This window comes from Providencia sp. PROV202, from assembly GCF_028479565.1.
GTDB lineage: Bacteria > Pseudomonadota > Gammaproteobacteria > Enterobacterales > Enterobacteriaceae > Providencia > Providencia zhijiangensis.
In genome coordinates, this window is the sequence record NZ_JAMPNV010000009.1 from 170,790 (window position 1) to 185,167 (window position 14,378).

Annotated in this window: 10 protein-coding genes and 1 pseudogene; 3 read left to right on the plus strand and 8 right to left on the minus strand. The window is 42.8% G+C overall.

The window, feature by feature from the left end:
- Both prpC and prpB read right to left on the minus strand, forming a co-directional pair.
- On the minus strand, window positions 1-1,155 hold the full coding sequence (gene prpC / locus PR799_RS06055; RefSeq protein WP_272521475.1) for a bifunctional 2-methylcitrate synthase/citrate synthase: 1,155 nt from the start codon (window positions 1,153-1,155) through the stop codon (window positions 1-3).
- 74 nt (window positions 1,156-1,229) lie between these two features.
- Window positions 1,230-2,120 carry a methylisocitrate lyase gene (gene prpB / locus PR799_RS06060; RefSeq protein ID WP_154627382.1) on the minus strand — a complete coding sequence of 297 codons (891 nt, stop codon included), beginning with the start codon at window positions 2,118-2,120 and terminating at the stop codon, window positions 1,230-1,232.
- A 273-nt stretch (window positions 2,121-2,393) separates the two neighbouring features.
- On the opposite strand from prpB, the pseudogene prpR reads away from it, so the two are divergent.
- Both prpR and PR799_RS06070 read left to right on the plus strand, forming a co-directional pair.
- Window positions 2,394-3,977 (plus strand): annotated as a pseudogene (prpR, locus tag PR799_RS06065) (propionate catabolism operon regulatory protein PrpR); the annotation flags it as partial.
- A gap of 701 nt (window positions 3,978-4,678) precedes the next feature.
- Complete coding sequence (locus PR799_RS06070) at window positions 4,679-5,821, plus strand: MFS transporter (protein ID WP_272521502.1); 1,143 nt, start codon at window positions 4,679-4,681, stop codon at window positions 5,819-5,821.
- A 97-nt stretch (window positions 5,822-5,918) separates the two neighbouring features.
- Here PR799_RS06070 and PR799_RS06075 read toward each other — a convergent pair whose 3' ends face one another.
- Window positions 5,919-6,860, minus strand: a complete 942-nt coding sequence (locus tag PR799_RS06075; protein ID WP_154627384.1) for an ATP-grasp fold amidoligase family protein — start codon at window positions 6,858-6,860, stop codon at window positions 5,919-5,921.
- Between the two features lie 502 nt (window positions 6,861-7,362).
- Here PR799_RS06075 and PR799_RS06080 point away from each other — a divergent pair.
- The gene (locus tag PR799_RS06080; RefSeq protein ID WP_272521477.1) at window positions 7,363-8,280 is read left to right on the plus strand and encodes a bestrophin family protein; all 918 of its coding nucleotides are present in this window, start codon (window positions 7,363-7,365) and stop codon (window positions 8,278-8,280) included.
- A gap of 56 nt (window positions 8,281-8,336) precedes the next feature.
- Here PR799_RS06080 and PR799_RS06085 read toward each other — a convergent pair whose 3' ends face one another.
- The 5 genes from PR799_RS06085 to PR799_RS06105 are packed head-to-tail and all read right to left on the minus strand — an operon-like array spanning window position 8,337 to window position 14,051.
- On the minus strand, window positions 8,337-9,116 hold the full coding sequence (locus PR799_RS06085) for a heme ABC transporter ATP-binding protein (protein WP_272521478.1): 780 nt from the start codon (window positions 9,114-9,116) through the stop codon (window positions 8,337-8,339).
- Window positions 9,117-9,119: 3 nt separating this feature from the next.
- Window positions 9,120-10,121 carry a FecCD family ABC transporter permease gene (locus PR799_RS06090; protein WP_272521479.1) on the minus strand — a complete coding sequence of 334 codons (1,002 nt, stop codon included), beginning with the start codon at window positions 10,119-10,121 and terminating at the stop codon, window positions 9,120-9,122.
- Window positions 10,118-10,939 (minus strand): heme/hemin ABC transporter substrate-binding protein, encoded by an 822-nt coding sequence (locus tag PR799_RS06095; RefSeq protein WP_154627388.1) that lies wholly within the window; start codon window positions 10,937-10,939, stop codon window positions 10,118-10,120. Before PR799_RS06095 ends, PR799_RS06090 begins: the two co-directional genes overlap by 4 nt.
- Before the next feature lie 15 nt (window positions 10,940-10,954).
- Window positions 10,955-12,004 (minus strand): hemin-degrading factor, encoded by a 1,050-nt coding sequence (locus tag PR799_RS06100; protein WP_272521480.1) that lies wholly within the window; start codon window positions 12,002-12,004, stop codon window positions 10,955-10,957.
- Window positions 12,005-12,029: 25 nt separating this feature from the next.
- Complete coding sequence (locus PR799_RS06105) at window positions 12,030-14,051, minus strand: TonB-dependent hemoglobin/transferrin/lactoferrin family receptor (RefSeq protein WP_272521481.1); 2,022 nt, start codon at window positions 14,049-14,051, stop codon at window positions 12,030-12,032.
- Window positions 14,052-14,378: the final 327 nt, after the last annotated feature.

Consider the following 14,378-nt stretch of genomic DNA (forward strand, 5'->3'; position numbering starts at 1 on the left):
TTAGCGCTGTTCAATGGGAACAAAAAGCTTATTTTCTGGGCCCGTGTAGTGTGCTGAAGGGCGAATAATTTTATTATCTTGGCGTTGTTCAATCACATGAGCTGACCAGCCGGCAATCCGCGCGATAGCAAATAATGGGGTGTACATTGCAGTCGGAACGCCCATTAAGTGATAAACCACAGCAGAGAACCAATCGAGGTTAGGAAACATGCCTTTCTCACGCTTCATGACCGATTCAATATGATCGGCAATGGTGTACAAATGCCGATTCATACTTTGCTCTGAAAGCTGTAGAGCAACGGATTTAATGATGGGATGGCGAGGATCCGCCAAGGTGTAAACAGGGTGGCCAAAGCCGATAATGACTTCTGCGTTTTTAACTCGAGCCACGATATCTTGTTCAGCTTCCTCGATAGAGGCATAACGCTGCTGAATTTCTAATGAAACCTCATTGGCACCGCCATGTTTTGGTCCCCTTAATGCAGCAATGGCACCGGTAATTGCGGAGTAGAAATCAGTACCTGTTCCTGCAATCACGCGAGCGGCAAATGTCGAGGCGTTAAACTCATGTTCTGCATATAAAATAGAGGCAATATGCATGAATTTTTCCCACTGAGCAGACGGTTTTTTACCGTGTAACAGATGCAAAAAATGGGCGCCAATGGAGTCATCGTCAGTCATGGTTTCAATGCGGCGACCATGGTGGCTAAAGTGGTACCAATACAGCAAAATAGAACCCAGAGAGGCGAGTAATCGGTCGGCAATATCTTTAGCACCCGCGATGGTATGCAGATCTTTTTCAGGCAACACGCAACCCATCATCGAAACACCAGTGCGAATGACATCCATTGGGTGAGTATTCGCTGGGATGGATTCTAAGGTTTGTTTCACATTCGTCGGTAAGCCTCTTAAAGGCTTAAGTTTTTCTTTGTACGCCGCCAGTTCAGTGCGGTTAGGAAGCTTATCGTGGATAAGTAAATAAGCGATTTCTTCATATTCACACTGAGTGGCTAAATCATGGATATCATAGCCTCGATAGTGGAGGTCATTACCGTTTCGACCCACGGTACAAAGTGCAGTATTACCGGCAGTTACACCTGATAAGGCGACCGATTTTTTGGGTTTGAATCCTGTACTCTTAAGTTGCTCATTCATCATTGATTCCTTGTAGGGGACAGAGGAGATTACAACTTGCTCTATTCACGGTTTATGGAGTGATTGGAAAGAAATTAGCGTTTTTTATTTTGTGAAAATAACGCATCCAGTTTTTCTTCATACTGATAGTAATTAATGGATCTATAGAGCTCTTCACGGGTCTGCATAAGTGGCACAACGTTTTTCTGAGTACCTTGCTGGCGTAATGTGATGTACACCTGTTCTGCGGCTTTGTTCATGGCACGAAAAGCGGAGAGTGGGTACAGGGCGATGGCAATGCCAACACTGCGTAATTCATCCAAAGTAAATAGCGGAGTTTGACCAAATTCAGTTAAGTTAGCTAATACAGGAACTTGTGCATGACGTGTAAACTGCTGATACATGCCTAACTCAGTAATCGCTTCGGGAAATAGCATATCGGCACCCGCTTCGATGTATGCACTTGCTCGTTCTAGAGCTGCTTCAAGACCTTCAACTGCCAGCGCATCAGTTCGTGCCATAATGACAAAATTTTCATCTGTTCTGGCATCGACAGCGGCTTTGATTCGGTCAACCATCTCCTGAGTAGATACAATTTCTTTATTAGGACGATGACCACAACGTTTTGCGCCAACTTGATCTTCCAAGTGCAGCCCAGCAGCACCTGCTTTCGCCATCGATTTGACGGTGCGGGCTACGTTAAATGCGGAGGGGCCAAAGCCAATATCTGCATCCACCATTAACGGTAAATCACAGACATCAGTAATTCGGCGAATATCAATCAACACATCATCCAGCGTAGAAATGCCTAAATCGGGGATCCCTAATGAGCCAGCAGCAACACCGCCACCAGACAAGTAAATGGCTTTATAGCCAGCTTGTTGAGCTAGAAGTGCATGGTTTGCATTGATAGTGCCGACCAATTGAAGAGGGGATTCACTGTTAACGGCATCTCGAAACTTTTGACCTGCGGAACGGCTAGACATAAGCACCTCAGAGTTGGTTAATCATTTATAAATGACTTTTAGTAAATATAGTTGATAGCAATTGACGTGCCAGTCTGGTGGAAAAGAAGTGGATTATTATTAATTGTTAAATATCAATAAGATAAAAGATTATCTTTTCTGTGACCAGAAAGCCATTTTTTAACCAATAGATTGGTGTGTTTCATTGAAACCATATATTGTTTCAGTGAAACAAGAGTGTCGATTTATGAAACAAGAATGAAACATTAAAGTGCAGAGCATGCCCAGTGGAGAAAAACAATGGAAAAGCCCATTATTTGGACGGTGTCAGTGTCTCGTCTTTACACGTTATTTCGTGATATTAGCCCTGAATTTAGCGCACAAGCTGATATCACTCCACTGAATATCGGTTTCGAGCAAGCTGCGGAAGAGGTTCGGCGTCGTTTAAAGGAGGGGCACTGTGACGCGATTATCAGCGCAGGATCTAATGGGGCTTATTTAAAAAGTCATGTTTCAGTTCCCGTTATTATTGTGAATATTAACGGCTTTGATGTGATGCAAGCACTAGCGAAAGCACGAGAAATTAGCGACAAAGTCGGCATTATTAGTTATCAAAAAATTATCCCTGCGTTAGAGCAGTTTCAACATAGTTTTGGATTACAGATTGAACAGCGCAGTTATGTCACTGCCGAAGATGCTCGAGCACAACTAAAAGCACTAAAAGCCATGGGGGTAAACGTTGTTGTGGGGGCGGGATTAATTACGGATCTCGCTGAAGAAATGGGTATGACAGGGATTTTTATCTACTCTACACAGACCATTCGACAAGCCTTTTCTGATGCTATCGAACTCAGCAGAATGTCCCATCGCCATGTAACTGAACAATCACGTTACCCTCAGCAGAATACAGCGAAAGTTAGACATACGATTAATGACCTGATTGGCTTATCGCCTGCGATGGAGCGAGTTAGGCAAACCATTATGTTGTATGCCCGTTCAGATGCTACGGTGTTGATACAAGGTGAAAGTGGCACGGGGAAAGAGATGGTGGCACAAGCTATTCATCACGAATACAGTTTGTTTAATCAGCAAAAACGCAGTAAACAGCAAATGCCGTTTGTGGCGGTTAACTGTGGTGCCATTCCTGAAACATTACTGGAAGCTGAACTGTTTGGTTATGAAGAAGGCGCATTTACTGGTTCACGTCGTGGCGGGCGTGCAGGGCTGTTTGAACTGGCGAATGGCGGAACCCTTTTTCTCGATGAAATTGGTGAGATGCCGATAGCGTTACAAACTCGGTTATTGCGTGTGTTGGAAGAGCGTTCCGTGGTACGAGTTGGGGGGTATCGACCTCTACAAGTTAACGTTCGTGTGATTTGTGCAACCCACTGTGATTTGGATGAATGGGTAGCACAAGGCAGATTCCGTGGCGATCTTTTCTATCGTCTAGGTGTTCTTCGCATGAAAGTTCCCGCATTATCAGAGCGTAACGAGGATATTTTCACGTTAGCAGAGCGATTACTAAAACTCGCTTTTGCTGGATTACAACTTCCGCTTCCAGTCTTTAGAGTTCAGCAGCTCCTCAGCTGCCGAGACTTTTTTCTCGCCTATTCATGGCCTGGAAATGTAAGAGAATTGCGTAACTTAATGGAGCGTGTTGCGCTCTATTGTAGTGCCTATGCAGATAAAAGCATCAACCCAGACATGCTCAAGATGCTATCGCCAGAAAGGCGAACAGAAGTAAACCCGGCAACGTCTCGGGAAGTAACCGAGACGTTAGAGGAAGTGATGGTAAGGTTTAATGGGGATCGTAAGGCGGTGGCGGAGTTTTTAGGTATCAGTAGAACGACTTTATGGCGCAGGTTGTCTTCGTCCTAGTTTTCACTGTAGCTGTGTTGGTTTCGCATAAGTTACCTGAGTCACATACTAATGTATGCTCCCCAGGCTAACTGATGCTTACCGCCTTGCTACAGCAAAAACTAGTTAGAAGACAACTCGGAGTCAGAAGGCAGTTAGAAGACAACTCGGAGTTAAAAGGCAGTTAGAAAACAACTTTGAGTTAGAAAACAATTATTAAAACAAGATAATAATTTATAAATAATGAATACCACTAATTAAGTATATTGATAAGCTTGAGGCTAATTAATTAGCAAAATTAGTTTTGAATAGATTTCTTTTTAAGAAAAGTGATAAATATATTTTGAAAGAGGGAATGGGAGTAAGGAATTGTGTTTCAAAAAGTAACGATAGGAGTTTTAGTGATTTTGACTTATCTAATTGATAATAAACAATTTGATCGTTTTTGTGGCGATTTTTTAGGGGGTTTTACTGCATAAAAAAACGTGATTTTTCTCACATAAATAAATTTACTAGTCATCATTAGTTTTTCTCATTGTCATTCCCGCCTTGAAAGATCTATATTGCGCTCAAATTAGCCTCATCTATTTAATTTCATCACTGCACTGGTCGCTAAAATATATTCATTTTTATGAATGATTTTGCCGTGATTATCGACGTCTGCAGCGCACAATATTTATCTTATTTTTGGAGAGTAGGACGTGAAAATGTCCACCATGTTAATGCGTAAAGGCGACAATACCTTTGTACCTGTTGCAGGCTTAACGTTATTTGCTATTGCTTCAGGTTACCTGATGAGCTTGATCCCGCTATCAATGGGCAGCTTTGGCATTGATACGCAATATGCAGGCTGGTTAGCGAGTGCCTACTATATTGGTTTATTAATTGGCTCAATGATGATTGAGCCCGTGATCGCAAAAATTGGTCACCGTCTCTCCTTTATTAGTTTTCTATTAATGTTGGCAGCAACGGTTGTTTTACTGCCATGGACACCGATGATTGAAGCTTGGCTACCAAACCGTTTAATTGCGGGTATTGCGGTAGCAGGGATTTTCGTGGTGGTGGAATCTTGGTTATTGATTGGCGATAACCCAAAAGAGCGCGCAAAACGACTGAGTTTCTATATGACCTCATTATATGGGGGAACGACACTCGGGCAGCTCGCTATTGGTATGATTGGTACTCAGGGAGTTGTTCCCTTTATTGTGGTGCTCGGTTTACTGCTTGTGGCAGTTTTACCGCCTTTATTGGTACGCCAAGGGCAACCGGCAAGTGGCTTGCATCAAAAATTATCATTTAAGCAGATCACCCGTTTAAGTAAGCCCGCCATTATAGGCTGTATGGTATCCGGTATTGTGATGGGAACCATTTATGGGTTAATGCCTCTGTCTTTGAAGAAAGATAATTTTACAACGGATCAAGTTGGCGTTCTGATGGCATCCATTATTTTGGGTGGCATGTTAATTCAGCCAGTGATCAGTAAGTTGTCGGTAATGATGAGCAAAACCTTATTATTGGCCATGGTGTCATTGTTAGGTGTTTTTGCGATGGGCATGATTTACATCTCATCAGACTATGTGGTGATGATTGTGGCGCTAGCTTTACTAGGAATGTCATCATTTGCCTTGTATCCGATTGCGATCACTTTAGCGTGCGATAACTTGGATTCGTCATTTATTGTGGCAGCGACCCAAGTCATGTTATTTAGCTACAGTGTGGGCTCGGCGATGGGACCTATCGCGGCAGGTAGTCTGTTAGAACAACATAGCGGGTTAACTAACTTCTTCTTTATTGTGCTATTAGTGACGGCAATTTATATGCTGATTGCGAGCTTACGTCGTAAGGCCAGTGTATTGGTCAATTGATCGGCTTGGTGAATTAATCGCGTTTGGCAAATAGCTCGCCATGGGCAATGAAAATAAAAAACGCGCTATCTTGAATGAGTAGCGCGTTTTTTTATGGCTATTTTTTCTTATTAAGATTGGCGAAAGCAAGCCCAGGTTGGCGTGAATGAAGCATGTTTGGCGTCGTAATTTTCTGTTCCCATAGCTCCCCAAGTTTAAAGTCCCAAGAGAGTGGGCTGATCACGGTACGTCCTGCATTGGGTGCAAAGGTGAGCTCACTAAAATAGAGTTTGTTTTCAGCCATTAAAAAGTCAGCTCGGCAATAATCAAATGGTGTCACCAAAATTTCAGCCAGTCTTAGCATCTCTCTAAATTGGGTTGGCTCACTGACCGGTTCTAGCATTTGAGGATAACCAAAACTCACAGGCTGCAATTGCCAGTCCGTATCATAAAGATTGATAAACTCAGTGCCATCTTCGTCGGTATAATCGATTTCTGCGTAGACTGGTTTACCCGAGAAGCAGTGAATGCGGCAGGTTTCGGGGACGAGCTTTCTTTTTTTCTGCTCAAATAAATCGATATATTCCTCGCAAATAATATGTGCGGGAATATTTTTATAGTGGCGCTCACGAGTAATGTAATAGAGATTTTTGAGTAAATGGAATGACAATTTGTCTTTGGCTTTTTGCAAATCAAACCGGGATTTATCGGTACAAATAATACTGCTGCCGCTGTCGTGGGTGCATTTCAAAACAAAGCGTTGGGGCAACTTTGTGATATCGATTTCATCCACATGTTGATAAGTCGCGAGAATAGGGACGATATGTTCCTGCCCGATAGTCTGTGTAACATAGTCGCGGACCGCGAGTTTATCGGCGAATTGACTATGCAGTGGATTTCGGTCATGGATCATACGGAAATTCACTTTTTCATTAAAGCTTTTCGGTGCATTAAAGTTAGGGTAATACCCTAATTTTTTAATAAATTTATTCGTGAGATAACTTTTGTCACTCATGATTAGCGCACGGAATTTTTTTAGAAAATATTCTGTTTTTTTCATAAACAAACAACCATTCTTAATAAATTAAAATTTTATTAATTTTTTATAATTGGAATTATATTAATCATTTTTTAAATGATGATTAAATGATAACGGTAATATTGTCGCCAATATTAAGAGTTCCTTAAGAATTTGACTTAATACAATGCTAGCTAACTGATATTTAATCAAAATATAGGTGAAAATTAATCAATTGATTATATTCGCATGCTGTATATCAATTGTTTAATTTACTGATTAATTAATTTTAAATTAAATAAGTATTTCAAATTCAAGTATTGGCTAGGTAAAGTTAATTATAAATAAACTTGAGTCAATACCTGAAATCTTAAAAAACGGAAAATAATAAATAGATGATAGAATAGATGAAAAATAAAATAGTTTATTACTAAACCATTTAGCTTAAGATGAGTAAATCGATGCGCTCATCAAGATATGGATTGCCGAAATAATTTATGTGATAATCATCACACATAACTATCCTTTCAATTATTATTAATTTATGGTCATTCGCCCGCATCAACACTGGTTCTTTAGGTTGTTCGACTGGCACGGTTCCGTGTTGTCTAAAATCACCTTTAGATTGTCGCTTAATATTATGATGTCCATTGTCGCTATTTTAATCTATCAATGGTACGAGCAATTAGGAATACATCTGACAATAGCCCCATTTAGCTTATTAGGGATAGCAATAGCTATCTTTTTGGGGTTCCGTAATAACGCCTGCTACAGCCGTTTAGTTGAAGCAAGAACGCTTTGGGGCGCAATCTTAACCAATCAACGTAATATTTTAAGAAACATAAAAGGATTATTACCGAATGATCCTCAAGCGCATCGCACATTTGCTAATTTGTTGATTGCGTTTAGTTGGAGCTTAAATCACGAACTTAGACGCACTAACCCAAATATCGATTTGTATCGTTTATTGCCGCGAGATGTTTTTTTAGATGTTATTAAAAGCCCTTTTCCCACCAGCCGAATTCTTATGCATATTGGTTTGAATGTAGGGGCATTGCGAGATAACAATCTGATCAGTGATGTTCTGTTTCAGTCCATCAATAAAGATGTGAACGGGTTATCTGAAGTCTTAGGCGGCTGTGAACGTATTTCGAATACGCCGATCCCCTTCGCTTATACGCTGATCCTGCAACGTACGGTCTATTTATTTTGTACATTGTTACCGTTTGCACTGGTGGGGGATTTACATTATATGACGCCTTTGGTTTCCGTGTTTGTTTCCTATACGTTCTTGGCGTGGGATGCATTAGCGGAACAGTTGGAAGACCCATTTGATGTACTGGACAACAGCTTGCCACTGAATGCGTTATGTACGGGGCTTGAACGTAATGCTCTCGATATGATTGATGCTAAGCAGTTACCACAGCCACCTAAGCCCAATAAATACTTTAATTTATTATGATGTTAAGTCGCGGCCCTCATTATGAAATATAGCATGATGAAAGCCGCGGCTATTTATTAATGGCGTAAATACACATGGGGGGTTGCCGTTTCAGGATGCGGCTGCACCCCTAAATCAGCTTGATACCATCGAGTCAAATTCTCGGTAGTTAACACTTCTTGTGGCGTTCCAGCCACAACTAATTTCCCTTGATGAATAAGATACACTTTATCGGCATAGAGCGCGGTGAGGTTCAAATCATGCAGTACACAACAAACGCCTAGCGGTCTTTCACGGGTAAGCTGATGCAAAAGTCGTAAACTGTGTTGCTGGTGATATAAATCAAGGGCTGAAGTGGGCTCATCAAGGAATAAACAGGCTGGTGTTGGCTCTGGTTGCCATAACTGAGCTAACACTCGAGCAAGCTGAACACGCTGCTGTTCACCACCGGATAATTGGCGATAATCGTGATGGCGTAGTGGGATGCAATGGGTTTGCTTCATAGCAATATCAATGGCGTGCTGCTTATGTTCAGAACCGTAAGGTGTCCTTCCCATTGCTACAACATCCTCAACACTGAACGCAAACTGTAAATGACTATGTTGTTTCATTACAGCGCGTTTTTTAGCCAGATTTTGAGGCTCCCATTCTGGCAGTGGGCGACCTTCTAGCTGGCACTCACCTTTAGTGGGGGAGGTGTAGCCTGTGAGCAATTTCAATAAACTGGATTTGCCGGCACCATTCGGACCAATGATCACCACCATTTGATTTTGCTGTATAGACAAACTGATATCATCGATTAATGTTCGATTATTAATACGATAACTGAGATTTTTAGCATCGAGTAAATTGGGCATCCGTTAGATCCTTCCAGCAGGTTGGCGTAGTATGAGCCATAAAAAGTAAGGGCCGCCAATCAAACCCGTTAATAAGCCCACGGGGATTTCTGCGGGAACGGCTAAAGTGCGAGCAAGGGTATCAGCTGCTAAGAGTAAGCAAGCACCCACTATGGCAGAACCAGGAATAAGCCAACGATGATCTGGCCCTAATGTCATACGGATTAAGTGAGGGACAACGAGCCCGATAAAGCCAATCACACCACTCATGGCAACGGCGCAGCCAATTAATAAAGCGCTTAGGAATAATAAAATAAACTTACTACGCTCAACATTTATCCCTAAATAGTGGGCGTCTTCATCCCCTAATTGCAGAATATTTAGCGTATTGCCTTGCCATAAGCAAAGTAAGCACGTAGGGATAATCACGCTGGCGGCAATTGCTAACGATGTCCAATTCACATTGCCTAATGACCCCATCATCCACAAACTAAATGTGCGTAATTGTTGGTCATTACTCATATAACTTAGTACCCCAATTAGCGACATACACAGGGCATTGATGGCAATTCCTGCTAATAGCAGCCGTGCCAAATTACCATTAGACATACGATTGAGACTAAAAATGATCAGCGAAACCGCTAAACTGCCAGCGAATGCTGCACCCAGATGACCGTAGTTGAGCATTAATGTGGGTAAGGAGAACGGTAAAATGATGAATGCGGCCACACACAATGCAGCTCCGCTACTGATCCCTAATAAACTAGGGTCGGCGAGAGGGTTGCGAAATAGCCCTTGCATCATCGCACCGGAAACCGCTAAAGCCAGCCCTACTAAAATGGCGAGTAACACTCTTGGTAGACGAATGGTGAGCCAAATTTGCCAGTCAGGATCGGTTGATGGCCCAAACCAAAGCGCTTTTAAAGGTAAGTTAATTGCGCCAGCGGTAGAGGCAGCCACAGTGACTGCCCCCAGTAGCACCAATAACATCAAAATTTTAAATAAAGGGTGCTTAAAACGACTCATTCGCTTTTTTCTAACGCCTCTCTTAACTGCTGCATAACCTTGGGCGTACTTAAGCTGAAGCTCAGCATACCAGTATCATCCACGACTAAAAGCGTGCGATTTTTTCCTGCCGGAGTGAGTGCTAACCCCGGTAATTCCCAAACCTTATCAATACCACCGAGTGATTTCACACCTTGTTCAGACACGACAACGAGGTCGGGTTGGCTGTAAATCAAACCTTCTTGGGAAAGCGGTCGGTAACTGGTGAAATTATGCATGGCATTTTGTGCACCAACGGCTTTGATCATGCTATCGGCTGCTGTTTTTTGCCCAGCTGCCATCGGTTGTATTCCGCCATGGCTCATTAAGAAAACCACTTTTTTATTCAAAGGGCTGGTTGGAACGGCAAGTAGCTCGGCATTAAATTGTTCGACTAATATTTTCCCTTTTTCGGGTAATCCCATTGCCTGTGCGATAGTGGTGATTTTCTCAGGAATGGCTTCTAATTTCGGCTCTCCTGTGACTTTAATCACTTTAACGCCGCTTTTTTCAATTTGGGTTAATGCGATTGAAGGTCGGGAAAGCTCACTGGCGAGCACTAATGTCGGACGCAAAGAGAGAACTCCCTCTGCATTGAGCATTCGCATATAGCCGACATCGGGCAGTTTGGTTGCTTGCTCGGGATGTAAACTACTGCTGTCGCGCCCAACCAGACTATCTTGTGCGCCGAGTGCATAGACAATTTCAGTTACATCACCGCCGAGTGTCACTAAGCGGTCAGCGCCATGGGCAACCAACGAGGTTGCCAGTGTGATTACCATTAGAAGCCATTGTTTCATCGTCAAATACCTGTGTTAGATTCTTGGCAGGGACATGACTTGCTGGCGCCAGTGTTCTTGCTCTGGCGTCCCTTCAGTGCGCTGTCCGTACATTTGCGCGATTTGGTTGCCTTGGTCATCAAACACTTCAAGGCTGGTAACGAATCCATCTTCCGTTGGTTTACGAGTGACCCAACATTCTGCAACGCCATTTTCAATCATATGCAGGGTGAAATCAGGGTTGAAAATGTTCAGCCATTTGATGTCAGAACCTTCAGTTTGATGTGGCATCAACCGTTTGATTTTGCCTGTGAAAATCTGCACACATCCACGGTTACCTACGAAAATCATAATTTCGTTTTGATCAGCGAAAGCAGTATTAACCAGTTGATTGAATGAATCATTTGGCACCTGCCAAGCTAAATCATCACTGACCGCGCGGAACACTTGTTGACGGCTTAAGTTATTTTTCTTCAATAAAATGAAAAATTGATGAACATCCGTCATATTGCGCCACTCTTGGTCAAGCTGTTGTTTTAGCTCATCGCTGATTGGTTGTGCGTGATGTGGCTGCACTTTTTCAACCGCTAACAGTGGGTTTTCGGTAGTGGTGTATTTTTCGATAAGCGCATTCCATGCATCCATATCGGTTTCATCAGTGGTATACACTTTGTGCAGTGCATCGCCATGTTTATCAAAGAATTGGATACTATGACGTTCACCTCGTTTAGCCTCTTCAGAGAGTGTAAAAATGCTGTCCCAATGAGAGAAAAACATACGCAAATCCAGTGCGCGTGGATTGAGAATTAAGCCGCCATGAGGGCTAAATTTGGCATTTTCATAGCGACCGACTTGCTCATGAACCACATACTCATTACGGGTAATAGCCTTGACTGGACCGACAGCTTCCAAAGCAGTTAATAACGTTGGCGCATCAATGCTCAAGCGTTTAGCTTTATCGCGCCCAACACGGCTATGTAATAATTCCCCTTCAGAAACATTCAGATAAGCGGCGAGATCTCTCGCATACTTAGCTTTATTATCTGCTTTGGCTTGTTGATAACGTTCGAAAAGTGCTGAATTCACAGGTTTCTCCTTTATGTAGTGTGAATTACCATTGGAAGCTGACGAGCAGCTTAGCATTACGACCATCTTGGGGAATCCCCTGAGAGGAGTAATACTCTTTGTCAAAAGCATTTCCTAAAACAACACTGGTACCTAACCCTTGAAGGCTTCCATCTCCTTGATAATTTAGATAGAAATCATGAACGGCATAGCCCGGTTGTTGCTTCAATTTGGATGTTTTATCGAAATCGGTATGAGTCGTGAATTCACCTAACCAGCCCACAGAGAAACCGCTGTCCGCAATAGGAACGGAGAGGTTACTGGTAAGCGAGTCTGGTTTAATGGATTCAATGGCTTTGCCAGTATACTCATTGACGCCGACAGTGTGGTTATAAGCGAGCCCCCACGCAAAGTAGTCGGTGGTGTAATCCAATGACACATCCGTTCCCCAAATTTTGGCACGCTTGGTATTGATGGATGTGGTGTAGTTATTGTTCCAATTAACACGGTCTGGATGGACGTAAGTATTAATGTAATCTTTGGCTTTCGTATCAAAATAGCTGGCTTTGAAGCGCAGGTTATCGCGAGCCATGAGTAGGTCATCAAAACGTAAGCCAAAACCATATTCTGCAGTACGTGTGGATTCAGGTTTTAGGTTTGGATTTGGACGCCAATAGTTGGAAATGGGACCGCCTTTGAAGTGAAGCGAATCGTTGTACATCTCCATCATCGTTGGTGCACGGAAAGCTTCAGAGTATGATACAAACAGCATTGACCAGTCGGTTGGCGTGATGCTCACCGCTGCTTTTGATGACCATTGATCTGCGTTGACATCTTTATTGCCCTTGGCGGTGGATTTGTAGTTGTCATAACGCGTCCCCAAAATAAAGGAAACAGGTAAGTCTTTTAAAGTGATTTCATCTTGAATAAAACCGGAGGCAAATGTGATTTCTGCATCAGGGAATTGCGTGGTTGTGGCATAAGGTGTCTGTTTTTGGCGATAAGCTTCGGTACCGTACGTGAAGTTATGCGCAGCTAATGGTAAATCGTAGACATTGGAACGATTATCCAGTTTGAGTCCGTAGGTTTTTTGGCTACGTCCTTCATAGTTGGATTCCTTACCTTTAGAGGTAATATTCACGTCAGAATAGTAAGGGGTGACTTTTAAGTTAAGCCATGGGTTATCATTTGGGTTAATCTGATAAGTCGCTTGAAGATCACGTTGGCGAGTTGTGCGATTCACCTTTTTATTATCATTACTGGCGCTGAGTTGTTGCGGATTTTTTGGTTCGTAAGCATCGTTATTGTAATAACGAATCTGCCCAGAAAGGGTTTGTGCATCATCCAGCTGCCATGTTCCTTTACCGAGCATATTGGCAATGGTTTCTTTGTTATCCATTTTTTCGCCGCCGCCAAGACGAACATCACCGCTTTCTTTCGTCACAAAGCTGAATAGACCGTCAAAGTCATCGGTTTTACCAAAGGCGGAGCCACCAAAGCCAAAACTGTGATCCCCTGTTGCGCCTTGAGTAAAGACACGGAAACCTTGGTTTTGACCTTCACGCAGTAAATCTTTCGCATTCACGGTTTCCCAAGCAATCACGCCCCCCATAGCGCCGCTGCCGTATAAAATCGCGGACGGACCACGAATAATTTCTACTTGTTTGATAAGCGCAGGGTCAAGAAATGTGCCGTTAATGTGCCCAGTATCTGTACCTTGGCGAACGCCATCGACTAGCGTCAAAATTCCACGACGGTCAAACCCACGCATACTGATATCTTGGCCGTTAGTGCGGCTAGTTCCCGTTAGTGCAATACCCGGCACTTTCCGCAAAATATCGTTAGCATTGTTGGCTGTTTTGGTTTCTGGTGAATCATTTTTAATGACGGTAACCATCATCGGCGTATTAAAGCTATCTCGCTCATTACCCGTGGCATAAACCGTCATCACATCGTGGTGACTGTTAGTTAACTGGTTATTGTTAGTTGGAGATTTTTCAGTCTGTGCGGTTGCCATTAGAGGCAGCAAGGCACTCGCCAGCACAGATAAGCGTAATATTTGAGACATACAGGTGATACTCCCTAAAAATTGTTAACTCTTTGATGAGTGCGATGCACCGTTAAAAACAGATTTATCATCAGAGCGTTATGGCGTGTTTATAGGGTGTTGAGACAAAGACGCTTTCAACGGAATAGAGGAAAAGGGGTATTTGAACCCAACAAGCGATGATAGGGTTCGAAAGTTCGCCTTGAGGTTATCCAGATTTACAGCAGCAAAGCCCGTAATAAACACCATAAGAAACTGTGTCCTGATGTATAGAGTTAAGCTGGCTGCCTAGTATGACGACTTAGGTGGCTTGCGAGATAGATTGTGTTTTTAAAGCTAATTGTATTT